The sequence below is a fragment of the Pelovirga sp. C15f genome (genome assembly GCF_057178085.1).
Genome location: NZ_JBXUCV010000002.1, coordinates 746,981 through 764,590 on the forward strand (window position 1 = coordinate 746,981; position 17,610 = coordinate 764,590).

A 17,610-nucleotide genomic window follows, 5' to 3' on the forward strand; every position below is an offset into this window, starting at 1 on the left:
GGTAACGGATTTTTTTTATTTTTTTTGCGTGGGATGATCTTGTCCCTGCAAAAGACAAGGGTCTGCTGTTATGCCGGATTACTGCTGATAAAGTGAAGATAACGCGCACTGCCGGCAACTAATTCATCGTGACCGGCGCAAGCGATAATCTGCCCCTTTTCCATGAAACAAACCCGCTCGACCCGCTCAAGCACGTCCGTTGTGTGGGTAATGAAAATGGCCGTTTTGCCGTGCAGATTGGCAAACAGGGTCTGATTGAACTGGTGTCGGGTATGGTTGTCCAGTCCCTCGGTCGGTTCATCGAGAATCCAGATCGGAGCATCCTTGAGCAGGGCTCTGGCCAGCACCAGCCGCCGCGCTTCCCCTCCGGACAGCCTTGCTCCCCCTTCCCCCGCCCAGGTGTCGAGCTGATGCGGCAGGCCGCGGACAAAATCTGCCAGTTGCGCCTTTTTTAACGCCTCCCAGAGTTGCTCATCCGTTGCCCTGGGTGCGGCGATCAGCAGATTGTCGCGCACTGTCGTGTTGAAAATATGCGATTTTTGTGACACCAGGGTAACCATCCGGCGCAGTTGCGCTTCACTGAAGTTCTGCAAGGGTTTGCCACCAATGGTGATGGCACCCTGATCGGGATCCCAGAACCGGGTCAGCAGGTGGGCGAGGGTGGTTTTGCCGCAGCCGGATGGACCGACGATAGCCAGCTGCGTCTGGTGTTCAATGGCGAGGTTGATGTCCATGACGGTAGCTGCCTGACTGCTGCCGGGATAGCGGAAGTAAAGGTTGTCAAAACGGATGCTCGCATCGGCGACCTCTTCCGCCGGTTTTTCGGGAAAGGTTACCGCCGCCGGGGTCTCGGCGATAGTTCGGATACGCTGCGCTGCCGCGTTGATTTTGCCGAGCATCTGGTACGCCGCGGGCAGGGGCAGGACGGCTTCAAAAGCCGCCAGAATGCCGAAAGCAATCAGCGCCAGCAGGGCACCATCAAATTGACCTCCCTGGGCCAGGGGGATGGCAATATAGAGAGCTGTCAGGGCCGCTATCCCGGCGAGCACCGTCAGCATGGCGTTGTTGAAACCATGAATCCGTGCCATCCGTTCCTGCAACCTGAGCAGCACCTCATTTTCTTCCCGGCGGGCCAGTTCGTGGCGTTGCCAGGCTTCGTAGATGGTCAGATCAGCCATGCCGTGCAGGTCTTCGAGCAGGTTGACGCGTAACGTCGCCAGTTGACGCTGAATGGCGGCGCCGGTAGCTTGTCCGAGGACGTGGCTGAGCAGGGGCAGGAGCGCTCCCGCGGTCAGGTAAAAAAGCAGAAACACCAGGGCGAGAACCGGTGTCAGCCACCACAAAAAAAAGCTGACCAGACCGGCGGTAAACAGGGCGACCATGGAGGGTGATACGACCCGAATAAACAGGCCGTCGAGGGTATCGATATCGGTGACGATGCGATTGAGCAGGTCGCCACTGCGGTGCCGGTAGAGACCGGCCGGCGCCTGGGGTTCGATGCAGCGGTAAAACCAGACCCGCAGGGATGACAGCAGACGCAGGGTCGCCTCGTGGGAGAGCAGGCGCTCAACATAGCGCCCGGCAGTGCGCATGACGGCAAAGCCACGAATACCGGCGCTGGGGGTGAAGATATTGAAGTTCTGCGCCGCTGCGATACTTAGGCCGGCAACCGCGGTGGCACTAAGGAACCAGCCGGAAAGGGCCAGCAGACCGATGCTGGCAAACAGGGTCAGGCAGCCGAAAAAAATCGCCCAGACAACCCAGTCTCGGTGCGGTCGGAGTAGCCGCAAAAAAGGCAACAGGTTTCTCATGGTAGCACCTGGCGACCGCTGTTGATCAGTTCAGCATAAACACCATCAAGGGCCATCAGCTCCTGGTGTTTTCCCTGTTCGACCACGGCTCCTGCTGCCATCACCGCAATGCGGTCAGCGCTTTGGGCGGTGTCCAGACGATGGGTCAGCATGATCAGGGTTCTGCCCGGGGCCAGCTGTTTAAGGCTGGTCATGATCAGTTGTTCGTTTTCCCGATCCAGTCTGGCAGTCGGTTCATCCAGCAATATCAAGGGGGCATCTTTGGCAAACGCACGGGCGAGAGCAACCCGCCGGGCTTCGCCACCGGACAGTTGATTGCCCTGTTCGCCAACGGCGAGGTCAAGGCTCTGCTCTGTGGTTGCCGCAATCCTGTCGACATGGGCAGCACGAGCAGCAGTTAAGAGCTCCTTTTTAGCAATAGTCGGCTTGCCCAGGGAAATGTTGTTTCCCAGGGAACCATCAAACAGGGCAGGGTGCTGGGGAACCCAGGCGATCTGGCGTTGCCAGTCGTCAAGGTTCAGGCTGCTTAAGGGCTGTCCGTTGACGGTAATCTCTCCCTGCTGCAGCTCTAGAAAACCGAGCAGCAGGTTCAGCAGGGTGGTTTTGCCGGCACCGCTGGCGCCGACAATGGCCAGCCACTCGCCTGCCTTTATGTGTAGATTGAGATCGGCCAGAGCCGGTCGACGGCCTTGGTCAAAACTGTGGCTGACATGGGTCAATTCAATACTGATCGATTCCTGGCGTGCAAAAGCAATGGTGGCTGCCGGTATTCTATTCGGAATCGGTTCGGCCAGGATCGCATGAATTTCCTGTGCTGCTCCAAGGGCTTCAGCCCGGGCATGGTAGTGGGTGCCGAGATCGCGCAACGGCTGGTAAAATTCAGGGGCAAGAAGCAGCAAAAACAGACCGGTCTGCAGGGTCAGTTCCCGCTCATAGAGACCAAAATCGAGAAAGTGCAGGTACGACAATCCAAGAAAAACCGCGGTCATGGCAATCGCTACCGAGGTCAGAAACTCCAGAACCGCCGAAGATAAAAATGCCACCCGCAGAACCGCCATCGTGCCCTTGCGGTAGTGTTCCGATGATTTTTCAACCTCATCGGCCTGATCAGCAGCGCGGTAAAAAATTTTCAGGGTCGCCAGCCCCTGCAGGGTGTCAAGAAAATGGGCGCTCATGCGGGAGAGCAGGGCAAAATTTTTCTGATTGAGTTTTTCTGCGCCACGGCCGATCATCATCATGAAGAGCGGAATCAGCGGTGCGGTTAAAAGAAAGATCAGCCCGACCACCCAACTGACCCGGAAGGCGCTCAGACCGATGATTATCGGCACGATCAGGGCCAGTGACTTCTGAGGCAGGTAATGGGCAAAATAGCCGTGCAGGGCTTCAATTCGTTCCAGCAGGGTGTTGCTCAAAGGAGCGGTCTGTTTGTCTTTGACATAGAGGGGGCCAAGCACATGGAGGTGTTTGAGCAGTGCGATCCGGGTCCGGCGGCGGACCAGGGTCGAGGCTTTCTGGCCGCTTACTTCCCGGCCCCAGGCTAAGAGTCCGCGCAGGCTGATGACGCCAATCAGCATGACGAAGAAGGGTAACAGGGCTTCACGGGGTGTCTTCACGATGAAGGCGGCATGGATGATATAGGCCAGAAGTCCGGCCTGGATAACGATACATACGCCGCTAACGGTACCCAGAGCTACTGTCAGTTGCACCCAACGACGGCTGCCAGGGCTCAAGGACTGAATCTGGTCGAGAACGGACGCTGCTGGCAAGGTGGTTCCTTCTCAAATATGATACTGGGGGTAGCCTCTATGACCAAATCGGTGAATAATAGCATGCTGAAGATGACATCACCAAGGGTGGGAGAGACAAATGGAACATAAAAACAAAACCATCGTCCAGACCGAAGATGTCAGGGTGCGTGAGATGTTTCTTGAGGTCGGCGCCGAGGTTTCCTGGCATTTTCACACCCAGGTGGTTGATACCATGTATTGTCTGCAGGGGAAGATGCAAGTGGAACTCGCAGATCCCCCGGCAGCAGTTTTCCTCAGCGTGGGCGAAGGCTGTGAAATCGGCGCTGGTCGCCGGCATCGGGTCAGTGTGGTTGGTCATGAGCCGGTCAGCTATCTGTTGATCCAGGCAGTGGGAAAATATGATTTTCAGACTGCATAAAACAACCGCAAACAGACGGAGAAGTGACGGTGAAATGGTGGTTGCTGGTGGTAGTCGTGCTTTTAGGGACAGGAATTTATATGTTGATGACTAACCGTTCTGCTGATGATCTTGAATTGACCGCCCCCGAAGCGCAGCGTCTTGTGGTGGCCGGGGAGGTGACCCTGATCGATATTCGCAGCCCTGAAGAGTGGCGTCAGACCGGGGTGGCCCGCGGCGCGAAACTGGTCAATATGATGCATCCCGGGGGAGCGGATGGTTTTGTCAGCGACATTCTCAAGCAGGTTGACGGCGACGCTGATGCGCCGATCGCGCTGATCTGCCGCACCGGCAATCGCACGACCCAGGTTCAGCGGTTGCTGGCAGCGCGTGGCTTCAGTCAGGTGCACAATGTCACCGAGGGCATGGTTGGCAGTTCTGCCGGTCCGGGCTGGCTCAAGCGTGGGTTACCGGTTGATCCTTATCAATAATCACCATCGGGGCACGCTCTTGCCAGGGCGACTCTTTGGTCTGACTTGTTATTAAATAGTCTATTTAGAGGACGTCCTGTGGATATTTTTCAGATTGTTGTTCTTGCTGTTTTGCAGGGGGTCACCGAATTCCTTCCGGTTTCGAGTTCGGCCCATCTGATCCTGGTGCCGGTGTTGACGGCCTGGGAAGATCAGGGCCTGGGATTTGACATTGCTGTCCATGCCGGCACCCTGCTCGCGGTGGTGGTCTATTTCCGCAAGGATCTGGCGCTGATGGCAATTGACTGGGGGCGCTCACTGGCCACCAGACAAGTGACGCCGCCGGCACGACTGGCCTGGGGGGTGCTGCTGGCGACAATCCCGGTGGGACTGGCAGGGATCACCTTAAAAGAGTTTATCGAGGGGCACCTGCGTTCGCCCCTCGTGATTGCCGTCGGGCTGATTGCTTTTGGTCTCCTGCTGGGATGGGCTGACTGGCGCCGTCGTGGTGAGCTCGATGTCTTCAGTTTAAGCTGGCTGGGGATGCTGTTGATTGGCTGCGCCCAGGCCCTGGCCCTGTTTCCCGGGACGTCGCGCTCGGGAATTACCATCACCGCCGCTTTGCTGCTCGGCTTGAATCGTGAAGCGGCCGCTCGCTTTTCGTTTCTGCTGTCGATTCCGGTGATCTTTCTTGCCGGCGGATTGCAGCTGGTGGATCTGCTTCTGTCTGCCGCAGCGCCCGACTGGAACGCCATTATCCTCGGGGTCTTGTTGTCGGCGGTCAGCGCTTTTGTCTGTATTCACTATTTTTTGGCGTTTATCCGGCGTATCGGCATGCAGCCCTTTGTTGTCTATCGCATTGTCCTCGGGGTGGTTTTAATCGTCGTCTTCTGGTGATGTGCCGGTGTGATCAGGGTGATTTTCACCACCTTCTGCGGCCATCAGCGGGGTTCTGGTGCGTTTGTCAACCGCTACCACCGGGTTGAGATCTTTGCTGCTTCCTGCCCCCAGCTCAGTGAACTTGCGCGCTGTGACCAGCACCCGACTGTCGAGGGAAGCAATCCCCTTGTTGTAACTTTCAACCGCTTTTTCCAGGCTCCGGCCCATCTGCTCAAAATGCTGGTGCATGGTCGCCAGCCGCTCGTGCACTTCCTGGCCCAGGCGGCTGATGGCGAGGGCGTTGGCGGTCAGTTTCTCTTCGCGCCAACCATAGGCGACTGAGCGCAGCAGGGCGATCAGGGTGGTTGGGGTGGCCAGCAGCACTTTGCGCTCAACCCCCGCCTCAATCAGCGCAGGATCGACGCTCAACGCTGCAGAGAAAAAGGATTCGCCCGGCAGGAACAGTACGACAAACTCGGGAGTCGGCTGAAATTGATCCCAGTACTGTTTGCCTGAAAGCTTGAGAATGTGATTGCGAATATGCCGGGCATGGTGATCCATGGCCTGTCCCTGAGTTTTTTCATCGCTGGCTTCGATGGCCTCAAGGTAGGCCATCAGCGGGGCTTTGGCATCAATAACAATATTGCGGCTGTTGGGGAGTTTGACAATCATGTCCGGCCGTGCCCGGCCGTCACCGGAAGATTCCTGTTCGACAAAATCACAGTAATCGAGCATCCCGGCCATTTCCACGACCTTGCGGAGCTGAATCTCCCCCCAGCGGCCGCGTACGGTCGGGGTGCGCAGGGCTTTTACCAGGTTGCCGGTTTCCGCTTCGAGTTTGAGTTGACTGTCGAGCAGAGATTTGACCTGCTCATCAAGCCGCGCATAGGCACCGCTGCGGGTCTGCTCCAGCTGGGCAATTTTGCCGTCAACCTGGGTCAATGCTTCTTTTAATGGTTGCACCAGCTGGTGAATGGCGCTCTGACGTTGCTCCAGTTCCTGGCGGGCCTGCCCCTGATGTTGCTCCAGGGTTGCTTTGGCCAGATCAAGGAAGTTGCGGTTGTTGGCGGCGAGAGCCTGGCTCGATAGATGTTGAAAATTTTTCTCTGAACGTTGGCGGATCTCTTCCAGCAGATCCAGCTTCTCCAGCGTGCTGTTCTTCTCTGCTTCCAGTTGCGCTTCAGCCCGCGCCAGGCGCTGTAACGCTTCTTCACGTGCATGGCCCTCGGCATTCAGGCGTTTACGGCTGCGCCCGAAAGCGACCAGCGCTCCTAACAGCCCTCCCAAAAAAAGACCGGCAAAAAAAATCACGACAATCAGAACTTCCGGACGTTGAATTATCGACACAAAAACTCCTTGGTAGCAGCAACTGGAACGATGAAAATGGTAAAATAGCAAAAGGGTTGGTTAAATCACAAGAAACTTGCTTGCCGGCTGATCTTGTCGCCGGCTCCCCCGATTGTTTGGGGTACAGGTTTTATGTTAGGATGTGCCAAATTACTTGGTTAGCAGATGAATGGAAGGTCATGGAAAAGGCAGAAACCAACACCGGCAACAAGACCGGGACCCGGGTAGCCACGGAAAAAAAAACCCAGACTCCGTCGTTGTTTAAAGTGCTGATGCACAATGACGACTACACCACGATGGAATTTGTCATTGAAGTGCTGCAGGAGGTCTTTAACAAGTCAGCCACTGAGGCCGAAAAGATTATGCTGACAATCCACTTTCAGGGGGTGGGATACTGTGGAACCTTTCCCTATTCGATTGCGGAAAGCAAGGTTGACCGGGCGCGCTTGAAAGCGCGTAAAGCGGGGTTTCCGTTGCGCTGTTCCCTTGAAGAAGCGTGATGGCGTAACCGTTTAAGTTGTTTTATTTTTTCCAAAGCACCGAGCTTAGAAACGGCAGGTATTATGTTCAGTCAGGATGTCCAGATCGCTTTTACCCTCGCGGTGCGCGAAGCACAGCGTCGTCGCCATGAGTATCTCACTACCGAGCATGTACTCTATGCCCTGCTGTTCGAAGAAGCGGGGCAGCAGATTCTGCTTGCCTGCGGTGGCGATGCAGAGGAGCTCAAGCGCCAGCTGGAGCATTTTTTCGATGCCCATCTCGAACATCTGGCCGAAGGGGTAGAAGATGAAGATGTGCCGCGCCAGACCCTGGCGTTGCAACGGATGCTGCAGCGTACCGTAATGCACATGCAGTCGGCACGCCAGACCGAAGTTGGTGTCGGCGATCTGCTGGCGGCAATCCTTGAAGAGGAAAACTCCCACGCCTGTTTCTTTTTACAGAACCAGGGGATTGAGCGGGTTGATCTGCTCGATCATATTTCCCATGGTCGTCCCGCCGCCGCCAGTAATCCCAAACCGGGTGAACGCCCCACTGAAGGGCCCCCTTCGGAACGAGCTAAACCGAAACCGAAGTCGGTCGATCCCCTTGAGGCCTTTACCATCAATCTGATCCAACGTGCCCACCAGGGGAAGATCGATCCGCTGATCGGTCGTGGCGAAGAGCTGGAGCGGGCGATTTTAGTGTTATGTCGACGGCGTAAGAACAACCCCCTGTTTGTCGGCGAGCCGGGGGTTGGCAAAACCGCCATGGTTGAGGGACTGGCTTTGCGGGTCTCCCAGGGTGAGGTGCCGGAACTGCTGAAGGACAGCGAGATCTTCACCCTTGATATGGGTGCTTTGCTGGCCGGAACAAAATTCCGGGGAGATTTTGAGGAACGTCTCAAGGCGGTGGTCGGTGCCCTGCAGAAGCGCGAGCGGGCGATTCTGTTTATTGATGAAATTCATACCATTGTTGGTGCCGGAGCGACCAGCGGCGGCTCCCTCGATGCTTCCAATATCCTCAAACCCGCATTGGGCAGTGGTGAACTACGCTGTATCGGTTCAACCACCTACGAGGAGTATCGTAATCTGTTCAGCAAGGATCGCGCCCTCTCACGGCGTTTCCAGAAGATTGACCTGCACGAGCCGAGCAGTGAGGAAACCACTGCTATTCTCCATGGACTGCGTAGCCATTACGAGGGCTACCACAAGGTCAGTTATGCTGATGAAGCCCTCGAAGCGGCAGTCAAGCTTGCGGTCAAGCACCTGCCCCAGCGCCATCTGCCTGACAAAGCTATTGACGTGATTGACGAGGCCGGCGCCCAGCATCGTCTCGACGGTTCCCCCAATCGTCCTGTCGGCGTTGACGAGATAGAGCGGGTGGTGGCGCGCATGGCGCGAGTACCGATCAAGTCAATCAGTGGCAGCGACCGTCAACGTCTGCGCTATCTGGAGCGCGACCTCAAACGCGTGGTGTTCGGTCAGGATCCGGCTATTGATTCGCTGGTGCGGGCGATTCATCGTTCCCGTGCCGGGCTCGGTCATCCGGAAAAACCGGTCGGCTCGTTGCTCTTTACCGGCCCAACCGGGGTGGGCAAGACCGAAGTCGCCAAACAGCTGGCCAATCAGCTTGGGGTCAAGTTTCTGCGTTTTGACATGAGTGAATACATGGAGAAGCATTCCGTCGCACGCCTGATCGGTGCTCCTCCCGGTTATGTCGGTTTTGATCAGGGCGGCTTGCTGACCGAATCTGTCGGCAAGAACCCCTGGTCGGTATTGCTCCTTGACGAAATCGAAAAAGCCCATCCTGATCTGTTCAATATCCTGTTGCAGGTCATGGATCATGGCACCCTTACTGACAACAACGGTAAAGAGACTGATTTTCGCAACGTGATTCTGATCATGACCAGCAACGTCGGTAGCCGCCAGATGAATCTTGTCCCCATCGGCTTTGGCGAGCGTTCTACTGCCGCCCCCAAAATTGCTCTTGAAAAGGCCTTTACCCCGGAATTCCGTAACCGTCTGGACGCGGTTATCCATTTTGCGCCCCTTGATCAGACCGTGATGCTCCAGGTTGTTGATAAATTTCTGGTTGAGTTGTCGGCACAGCTGGCAGAAAGAGAGGTCCGCCTGAAGGTCTCTCCGGCAGCCCGGCGGGCACTGGCCAAGCAGGGCTATGACCCTCTCTTCGGCGCTCGTCCCCTCGCACGTCTGATTCAGTCGGAGCTGAGTGATCCCCTCGCCGGAAAAATTCTGTTTGGGGAGTTGAAGCAGGGTGGTGAGGTTCGCGTTGGGCTCCGCGGGGGGGCATTTACCTTCAGTTTTCACTGACAGTTTTTATGCCGGTACTGCTTGATCGCCAGCTGTGGTTTCCACCTGCGGATGCTGCTCATGAATCAGGGTTGCTGGCTGTTGGCGGCGACCTTTCTCCCGAGCGGTTGCTGCTGGCTTACAGCCTGGGGATCTTCCCCTGGTATAACCCGGGTGAGCCGATCCTCTGGTGGGCTCCCGATCCCCGTTGTGTCCTTCTGCCCGATGACTTCCACGTCTCGCGTTCTTTGCGGCGACTGCTGCGCAAACATCCTTATCGCCTGAGTTTTAACGAAAATTTTGCAGCGGTCGTCTATTGGTGCCGACGTCTGCGTACCGGACCGGGCGGCCATGGCAGCTGGATTACCAGTGACATGAAAAACGCTTATCAGCGTTTGCATCAGCTCGGTTTTGCCCATTCGGTGGAATGCTGGGAAGGGGAGACTCTGGTTGGTGGGCTCTACGGGGTCTGTATCGGCCGCTGTTTTTTTGGCGAATCGATGTTCAGTCGCAAAACGAGTACCTCAAAAATTGCTCTCTGTCACCTGATGGAGCACCTGCGACGGCGCCAATTTGAATTGCTTGATTGCCAGCAGACCACCGACCACCTGCTGAGTTTTGGGGCCGGCGAGATTCCCCGCAAGCGGTTTGCCGACCACCTGCAACAGGCGTCCGTACCCCCGTATGGGCCGTTGGTCAGCTGTTTCTGAAATAACGCGGAGGGTCTTCAGTGGTGTTTAACGTGTCCAAGGAACTCCGTCAGGCGCTCGGATTGCGGGTTCTTCATCACCTCCCCGGGTTTGCCTTCTTCGACGATTCTGCCTTCGTCCATAAAGATCAGCCGATCTCCAACCTGTGAGGCGAAACCCATTTCGTGGGTGACAACCGCCATGGTCATACCGCTTTCCTGAGCAATGTTCTTCATGACATCAAGAACTTCGCCGATCATTTCAGGATCGAGGGCCGAGGTCGGCTCATCAAACAGCATAACTTTCGGATTGACCGCCAGCGCCCGGGCAATCGCAACGCGCTGTTGCTGCCCGCCGGACAGCTGTCCCGGCAGTTTGTCTTCAAAGTCCGCCAGGCCGACCTTTGCCAACAGATCAGAAGCGATCTCGTTGGCCTTTTTTTTGTTCATGCCCCGCGATTTATGCGGCCCGAATGCGACATTTCCCAACGCGGTCAGATGCGGGAACAGATTGAATTGCTGGAAGACCATCCCGACCTCAAGGCGGATTTCACGGATACGTTTGCGCTCCTCGGGAATGCGAATCGAGTCGACAATCAGGGTGCCGCTGCTGATCATTTCGAGGCAGTTGATGCAACGGATCAGGGTCGATTTGCCTGATCCGGAGGGGCCGATAATAACCACAACTTCCCCCTCATCAATCGCTAAGTTGATGTTGTTAAGGACCTGTGTCTGTCCGAATGACTTACAGACATCGAGCATTTCAATAATGGGGGCCATGTGTTCCTCTTGGGGTGGGGTCTGATATCAGTGGTCAATAGATTTTCATTTTTCGTTCCAGGGTCCTCAAGCTCACAGCCAACGCTGTTGTCATGATCAGATACATGATTGCCACGGTGAGCCAGATTTCAAGTGCCCTGAAATTGCTGGCCATGATTTCCTGCCCCTGGCGAGTTAACTCACCGACGCCGATGACAATGAACAGGGAGGTGTCTTTGAGGCTGATAATAAACTGATTGCCCAGCGGCGGAATCATCCGTCTGAAGGCGATGGGTCCGATGATGTGCGTGATCAGTTGATAGCGGCTGATCCCGAGGGACAGTCCGGCCTCGATCAGTCCCTTGTTGACCGACATGACTGAACCGCGAACAATTTCGGCAATATAGGCACCGGCATTGATGATGATGGTGATAATCGCTGCGGTCAGGGCTTCAATGCGGAAACGTTCGATATCGGTCATGGTCTTGACCAGCATCGGAAAAGCGAAATAGATAAACATCGCCTGGACGATAATAGGTGTGCCGCGAATCGTCTCGACATAGCCTCCCGACAGATAGCGGATGAGAGTAGAAACCCCTTTGGATAGACGATTATGCGGGGGCTCACCCAGGTATTCGCTGCCGGCCAGACGACCAAGCCCGGCAAGAACACCAAATATCATGCCACCGACAATACCAACCAGAGTAATGATCCAGGTCAGTTTCGCACCGACCAGCAGCGCAGGGATGGAGTCGGTAATCACTGAAAATTCAAAACCCATGATATCTCTCTTAAGGCTAATTGCTTTTCGTTTGGAAACGAGTTGTTCGGTTTGGGGGAAGCGCAGCGTCAGTGGTGACTAGTGCGGGGGCCCCTTTCCTTAAACGAAAAAGGGGCCCCGCAAGTGGTTCGGTTCACTCAGACATAACCTCCTGCCTTAGTGGATTAGCTGGTGATTACTCAGGATCTTTGCCGAACCATTTCCGGTAGAGTTCGGCATAGGTTCCGTCTTCCATCATCTCCAGCAAGGCAACGTTGACCGGCTTGCGCAGTTTGCTGCCCATCGGGAAAGCAATACCATACTGTGCTGCTTTCACATCGGCGCCGACAGCCTTAACCCGGCCTTCACCGGCGGTCTTGATGTAATAAAGGACGTTGGGCGTGTCGTGCATTGCGGCATCCGCACCCCCTGTTACAACTTCAAGGTATGCCTGATCGATATTGGGAAACTTGACAACTTTTTTAGGATTCAGGCTTTCAACATACTCAACCGTTGCGGTCCCGAGTTTGACGGCAACAACCTTTCCTTCCAGATCCGCAGGGCCCTTGATATCGGTGTTGTTTGCGGGAACCATGGTCATCAACCCTGCTCTGAAATAGGGGTGGGAAAAGTCGATCGATTTTTCCCTTTCCGACTTGATAAAAATAGCTGCCAGCGCGACATCCAGGTTACCTGTCGTCAAGCCCGGTATCAGGCCGTTAAAATCCATCGGCCTCAGTTCATATTCAACACCGATCCGCTTGGCGATTTCAGCCCACAGATCGATGTCAAAACCGGTGTATTGTCCATCCGGGCCTTTATACTCAAAAGGAACGAAGGCCGTATCCGTACCGACGTTCAGTTTTTCAGCGAACGCTGTCCCGGAAAAAATCAGTAATGTTGCTATCAACAGTAATGTCATTCTTTTCATTGTGAAACCTCCTTGAATGCAGGCTGAGGGAAAACCGACATACCGGTATAGGGTGCCGGACACAGTTTTTTAGAACTACGTTATAAACACTACGTTTTTTGAGATGAAAAGTAAACACCGTCTCCCGGCTTTATCTTAGGAAGTACTCTAAACAACTATAACTGTTAAATGTTTCTTCGCAACTATTGACCATACCCTTAGCACTGAAAACTTCTGACGCCGAATTGCGAGTGAAAAGCTGAACCCACGCCAAAAGCCTGTCGGAATGCCCACTGGAACTGTGTTCAGATATGAGCATTCGCAATGAAGACCGCCCCTGCATCGGGCTGGACAGATCCCGTTAAATAAAAAATCATCGCTGATCCTGGTTGACATTGGCGGCGCATGTGTCTAATGTCGACAATCGACAAACGGAGGTGCCATGGTGATTGTAAAAAAAACGTACAAGGATCAGGTGATTGATCACATCTATCAGCTGCTCCTTGCTGATCAACTCAAACCGGGGGATCGGGTCAAGGAGAGTCTCCTGGCGCTGGAGATGGGTATCAGTCGTGCGCCGATTCGTGAGGCATTGAAAGAATTAATGACTCTGGGTTTAATCGACTACAAGCCGCAGATCGGCAACTTTCTTCCGGTGATGACCCCCAAGCAGATTATCGACAGCTACACTACCAGAGGGGTTCTTGAGGGGTATGCTGTGATGTCGGCCAGTGAACACTTTACTTCCCAGGATCTGGAGCGCCTTGATCATTTTGTCGATGACATGGGGCGGGCCGCCAGGAATGGGGAGCATAAACAGGTCGTTGATATCGGCGGTGATTTTCATGATTTTCTTGTTGCTCGCAGTGATAACCAGCAGCTGCTGGAATATTCCAACCGCCTGAGTTTGAAACTTCATGTTCTTTTTTACAAACATTGGGGAATGCTGTATCGAGCCGATGAAATTGAGCAACGTCACCGTGCTATTGTCACCAGCATCAAAGAGCGTGACAAGGGGCGGATTGAACAGGTTATCCGGGACCATTATGTGGAAACCGGTTCAAAGATTGTCGCCGTGCAGACGCTGAATTCTGTGTCGGTAGCTTGAAGCAGGGCATAAGAAATCGTCAAAATCTGATCGTTGTTAACCCATAACAATGGCCACAATGAGGTGACCAGGAGGATGAAAAGATGGCAGAAACATGGATGGATCAAGTTCGTGACGAAGTAAGAACCCTGGAGCAACTGGAGCAGTATATTAACGTGAGTGACGATGAGCGACACGCCATCACGACTCTCAAAACACGCTGGGGAACAACCCCTTACTTTGCTTCCTTGATGGATAAAGATGATCCCAAATGTCCGATTCGTATGCAGGTGATTCCTTCCATGAAGGAAAAGGTCAACGAGTTCGGCATGAATGACTATCTGATGTGGAAAGAAAATCGTGCCACCGAGGAGAAGCGTCCCGATAGTATTGCCCGTCAATACAAGGACCGCATAGCCTTTACCGTGACGGAAGTTTGCGGAATCTATTGCCGGCACTGTTTTCGCAAAGAGCTGGTTGTTGATCAGGACCTGAAATTACGGTTTGACGTTGAGGAAGGTCTGGAGTGGATACGCGAACATCCGGAGATTCGCGATGTGCTGGTAACCGGTGGCGATCCTTTGCTGCTGTCCGATGAAAAGCTCACCTACCTGATCGGTGCGCTGCGTGAGATCCCCCATGTCGAGATGATTCGGATCGGTTCACGCTTGCCGATCGTATTGCCGCAGCGGATTACCGAGGGCCTTAAAAAAGCCATCGGCGGATTTCACAAGGTGCCGGTATGGATCAATACCCAGTGTAATCACCCCAAGGAAATTACCGCAGAGACCGAACGAGCTATTTACGAACTGCTCAGCTGCGGTATCAATGTCGGCAATCAGGCAGTGCTGCTCAAAGGGATCAACGATGATGTGCCGACTTTCAGGGAATTGCACCAGAAGTTGCTGCGCACCCGCATTCGTCCCTACTACGTTTTTTACTGTGAGCCGGCACCGGGAATCGATCATTTCCGAACCCCGGTGGAAAAGGGTGCCGAGTTGATTCGGGATGCCCTGCGGGGCCATACAACGGGGCTGGCTCAGCCGATGTATGTGCTTGCGACCAATATCGGCAAGATCCCCCTGATGCCTGATTACTATATTGTTGACAAAAACGACAAAGAATACACCTTGCGAAACTATAAAGGTGAAACGACAAAAATCCCTAATATGCCCGCATAAAGAGCATTCGTCAGACCGGTTGTCGGCTTTTTTGCCGACAGCCGGTTTTTTTGTTCGGCACAACGGCAGACAGGATCAATGATGATCATGTTGTAACATTCTTCACAGGAGAAGAAACGATGGGCAGTGCGGATTTCAGTGTGATCAGGGATCAATTAAAACAGGCATATACCACTAAAATATTTTTTACCGACCTCAATGGCAGGTCCAAAAATCTTTCCATCAATCCGCAGGATATCGACACTATTATTGAACAAGGGGTAGGTATTGACGGCAGTTCGATTGCCGGGATCGCTACCGTTGACAACAGTGACCGGATTTTAAAGCCGGTTCCCGAGAGTTTTCGTCTGGTTGACTTCGGTGACCGCAAAATCGGCTTTTTTGTCGGCCGGATTTTTAATCAGGATGGATCGCGCTCCAGTGTCGATCCGCGCTACGCCCTTGAGCGGGCGGTGGAGAAAGGAGCAAGCGAATATCAGATGCGGTTCATGCTCGGACCCGAACATGAATTTTTTCTGCTCAACGGCGATGAAATCCACAGCGATATCCATACCGACAAGCTTGGCTACTTTGGCTCCTCCCCCGGGGATATTGGCGAGGTGGTCAGGCAGGAAATCGTCAATGTGCTGGAAAAGTGCAACATCAAGTACGAAAAGACCCATCACGAAGTCACCTCATCGCAGCATGAGATCAATCTGGAACCGGGGGATCCATTAACGGTTGCCGATCGTACCATCCTGTTTGATTTTGTCACCAAAGAGGTGGCCGCCCACTATGGACTTCATGCTACCTTCATGTCCAAACCCTTCACCGGCTTTAACCGTAACGCCTTTCATATTCACCTGTCTTTTACTGATCTGGAGGGTAAGAATCTCTGTTACGATGAGACCTGTGATCATCACTTAAGCCCTTTGTTGATGAATTTTGTCGGCGGGGTTATTGGCCATGCGCGTGAGGCGTCCATCATCTTTGCCGCGACCTTTAACTCCTATAAAGCCTACGTGCTCGACAAGGAAGCCCCGATCGTGCGCGGTTGGGGAGTACGCAATCGCAGCTCGATGATCCGCATCCCCCACGCCGCCAGTCCTAAGGCAACGCGTATGGAACTGCGCTGTCCTGATGCCACCGGCAATGTTTATCTGCAGTTTGCGGTACTGATCTTTGCCGGTCTTGATGGTATCAAAAATAAAGCCGATGCCGGCCCGGCTGATGTTGGCAGCGCCTATAAAAAGCCAGGCGGCGAACGCCCCAAGGTGCTGGATCGCCGTTTTATCCCGCGTGATTTTTTCCCGGCGCTGATGGAGGCGGAAAACAGCATGTTCATGCCTGAGGTGTTAGGCGACGACTTGTTCGATAATTACATGCGCATCAAAATGACCGAGTGGGAAGATCATCGCACCACCATTACGGATATGGAGCACCGGAAGTATCTGAATATCTGATTCTGCGAAAGGTAAATGACGGGAAACAGTAAAGGGCTTCGCGATTATCGGTTGAAGCCCTTTACTGCGTGCTTAAGCAGGGACAACTCAGCGGAAAAATGACAGCCCCAGGCGGAAAACTTCGGTTCGTTTTTCATAGTTGACCAGGCTTTCAGCCAGGCTGTTGCTGTATTGCAGATGCAGATAGACATTCAGGTTGTTGCCGATCAGGCGATCAATAGGGTAGGTCAGGTCGGCCTGAACCGAGGTGCCTTTGCGGGCGAAGCGCAGGTTGGTGGTCAGCATCAGGCTGTGGGCCCTGCCGATGCGGGTTTCCAGTTCAACATGGCCACGGTAATCGGGAAGATCGGGGTTGGTGTCGTTCTCATTATTCACATAAACCAGAAACTTGGGGCTGATCATGATGCCCAGACGTGAGGCCTGATGGTAAAAAACCGCCATCGGCTTGATGTAAAAGTAATTGGTGCTGCGCGACCCGTCTGCAGCGCGACCGTTTGATTCGTGAGCCAGGCCGGAACGCATAAAAAAGCCCGCCATGGTATCAAAACGGCTTAAGTTTTCAGTCTGAAACATGAGCTGCGGTTTGTAGCTGGTGTCGTTAAAAGGAATGGAGTCGGAGGCCAGATCCCAGAAAGATGTCTGCGTATAGGCAAAGAACAGGCCGCTCAGCCACGGATACTTTTGACTCAAAGTGCCACTGCGATTGAGCAGGCGGTATTTGAAACTCAGTTGAAACGTGCTCTCGGACGGATCACTGCCGACCAGAAAATAGATCGGTTCATAAGTGAACAGGTCAGCAGCGTAAGATTGATAGAGGGACTCTATATCCTTCAGGGACAGATAAGACACCGTCGCAGGAGCGCTATCATCGCCGGATTTGGCGAGATCAGCCGGATGAAATGCCGGCGCGACATCGATGAGGGTGACGGCACCGGTTCTCTCGGCCAGTCGGACTTCAAGAGTAGCCGACAGATCCAAAGGCAGCACCAGCTGATACTCAAGGCGGAAAAACTGCCCGGGTTGCAGTTCAGCCGGTTGTATCGCTGACATTGCCTGGGCGCGAACCAGGCGTGTCGTGCCGCTGCTGGTGATCAACTCCAGCAGTAGATCATGTGGGAGAGCAAGGGGCAGAACCTCGCTGGTTTCATTATGGTAGTAGGCGAAAAAGCTTATGCTTTGGCCGGCGGTCAGTGGCTGCGTTGGAAAACGCAATAGTGGTGCCGGACCCTCTTGTGCACCAACAGGGACGCACAGCAGCAGGGTGGTCAGGGCAACCAGCGCTACATGGCGTAGCAGATAAGTCCGCCGCCAGGGTTGATGGCATTTCATCATGACGCCTTTG

The 17,610-nt window shown here is 54.2% G+C and carries 16 protein-coding genes; 9 read left to right on the forward strand and 7 right to left on the reverse strand.

Annotated elements, in window-relative coordinates; all coding sequences use genetic code 11:
• Positions 1–68 precede the first annotated feature (68 nt).
• Both cydC and cydD read right to left on the reverse strand, forming a co-directional pair.
• On the reverse strand, positions 69–1,811 hold the full coding sequence (gene cydC, locus AC1931_RS08685) for a thiol reductant ABC exporter subunit CydC (RefSeq protein WP_483876855.1): 1,743 nt from the start codon (positions 1,809–1,811) through the stop codon (positions 69–71).
• Positions 1,808–3,577: a thiol reductant ABC exporter subunit CydD gene (gene cydD / locus AC1931_RS08690; RefSeq protein WP_483876856.1), complete on the reverse strand. Its 1,770-nt coding sequence runs from the start codon at positions 3,575–3,577 to the stop codon at positions 1,808–1,810. Before cydD ends, cydC begins: the two co-directional genes overlap by 4 nt.
• Positions 3,578–3,677: 100 nt before the next feature.
• Here cydD and AC1931_RS08695 point away from each other — a divergent pair, with 100 nt between their 5' ends.
• The 3 genes from AC1931_RS08695 (at position 3,678) to AC1931_RS08705 (ending at position 5,323) form a co-directional block, all read left to right on the forward strand.
• On the forward strand, positions 3,678–3,977 hold the full coding sequence (locus AC1931_RS08695) for a cupin domain-containing protein (RefSeq protein ID WP_483876857.1): 300 nt from the start codon (positions 3,678–3,680) through the stop codon (positions 3,975–3,977).
• 86 nt (positions 3,978–4,063) lie between these two features.
• Positions 4,064–4,447 (forward strand): rhodanese-like domain-containing protein, encoded by a 384-nt coding sequence (locus tag AC1931_RS08700; RefSeq protein ID WP_483876858.1) that lies wholly within the window; start codon positions 4,064–4,066, stop codon positions 4,445–4,447.
• Positions 4,448–4,525: 78 nt separating this feature from the next.
• The gene (locus AC1931_RS08705; protein ID WP_483876859.1) at positions 4,526–5,323 is read left to right on the forward strand and encodes an undecaprenyl-diphosphate phosphatase; all 798 of its coding nucleotides are present in this window, start codon (positions 4,526–4,528) and stop codon (positions 5,321–5,323) included.
• On the opposite strand, the gene AC1931_RS08710 is transcribed toward AC1931_RS08705, so the two are convergent.
• On the reverse strand, positions 5,303–6,652 hold the full coding sequence (locus AC1931_RS08710) for a DNA recombination protein RmuC (RefSeq protein WP_483876860.1): 1,350 nt from the start codon (positions 6,650–6,652) through the stop codon (positions 5,303–5,305). The two genes, AC1931_RS08705 and AC1931_RS08710, sit on opposite strands and share 21 nt — an antisense overlap.
• A gap of 179 nt (positions 6,653–6,831) precedes the next feature.
• On the opposite strand from AC1931_RS08710, the gene AC1931_RS08715 reads away from it, so the two are divergent.
• From AC1931_RS08715 to aat, 3 genes are all read left to right on the forward strand, one after another.
• Positions 6,832–7,152, forward strand: coding sequence for an ATP-dependent Clp protease adaptor ClpS (locus AC1931_RS08715; protein WP_483876861.1), 321 nt, complete (start codon positions 6,832–6,834; stop codon positions 7,150–7,152).
• A gap of 63 nt (positions 7,153–7,215) precedes the next feature.
• Positions 7,216–9,462 (forward strand): ATP-dependent Clp protease ATP-binding subunit ClpA, encoded by a 2,247-nt coding sequence (clpA, locus tag AC1931_RS08720; RefSeq protein ID WP_483876862.1) that lies wholly within the window; start codon positions 7,216–7,218, stop codon positions 9,460–9,462.
• Positions 9,463–9,470: 8 nt separating this feature from the next.
• Positions 9,471–10,151 (forward strand): leucyl/phenylalanyl-tRNA--protein transferase, encoded by a 681-nt coding sequence (gene aat, locus AC1931_RS08725; protein ID WP_483876863.1) that lies wholly within the window; start codon positions 9,471–9,473, stop codon positions 10,149–10,151.
• A 17-nt stretch (positions 10,152–10,168) separates the two neighbouring features.
• On the opposite strand, the gene AC1931_RS08730 is transcribed toward aat, so the two are convergent.
• From AC1931_RS08730 to glnH, 3 genes are all read right to left on the reverse strand, one after another.
• The gene (locus AC1931_RS08730) at positions 10,169–10,909 is read right to left on the reverse strand and encodes an amino acid ABC transporter ATP-binding protein (protein ID WP_483876864.1); all 741 of its coding nucleotides are present in this window, start codon (positions 10,907–10,909) and stop codon (positions 10,169–10,171) included.
• A 34-nt stretch (positions 10,910–10,943) separates the two neighbouring features.
• Positions 10,944–11,669: an ABC transporter permease subunit gene (locus AC1931_RS08735; RefSeq protein WP_483876865.1), complete on the reverse strand. Its 726-nt coding sequence runs from the start codon at positions 11,667–11,669 to the stop codon at positions 10,944–10,946.
• Between the two features lie 175 nt (positions 11,670–11,844).
• Positions 11,845–12,579, reverse strand: a complete 735-nt coding sequence (gene glnH, locus AC1931_RS08740; protein WP_483876866.1) for a glutamine ABC transporter substrate-binding protein GlnH — start codon at positions 12,577–12,579, stop codon at positions 11,845–11,847.
• A gap of 421 nt (positions 12,580–13,000) precedes the next feature.
• Here glnH and AC1931_RS08745 point away from each other — a divergent pair, with 421 nt between their 5' ends.
• The 3 genes from AC1931_RS08745 to AC1931_RS08755 all read left to right on the forward strand — a co-directional run bounded on the left by AC1931_RS08745 (position 13,001) and on the right by AC1931_RS08755 (position 16,268).
• Positions 13,001–13,666, forward strand: a complete 666-nt coding sequence (locus tag AC1931_RS08745) for a GntR family transcriptional regulator (protein WP_483876867.1) — start codon at positions 13,001–13,003, stop codon at positions 13,664–13,666.
• Between the two features lie 83 nt (positions 13,667–13,749).
• Positions 13,750–14,826 carry a KamA family radical SAM protein gene (locus tag AC1931_RS08750; RefSeq protein WP_483876868.1) on the forward strand — a complete coding sequence of 359 codons (1,077 nt, stop codon included), beginning with the start codon at positions 13,750–13,752 and terminating at the stop codon, positions 14,824–14,826.
• A 119-nt stretch (positions 14,827–14,945) separates the two neighbouring features.
• Positions 14,946–16,268, forward strand: coding sequence for a glutamine synthetase family protein (locus tag AC1931_RS08755; RefSeq protein ID WP_483876869.1), 1,323 nt, complete (start codon positions 14,946–14,948; stop codon positions 16,266–16,268).
• A gap of 87 nt (positions 16,269–16,355) precedes the next feature.
• On the opposite strand, the gene AC1931_RS08760 is transcribed toward AC1931_RS08755, so the two are convergent.
• Positions 16,356–17,600, reverse strand: a complete 1,245-nt coding sequence (locus tag AC1931_RS08760) for a phospholipase A (RefSeq protein WP_483876870.1) — start codon at positions 17,598–17,600, stop codon at positions 16,356–16,358.
• Positions 17,601–17,610: the final 10 nt, after the last annotated feature.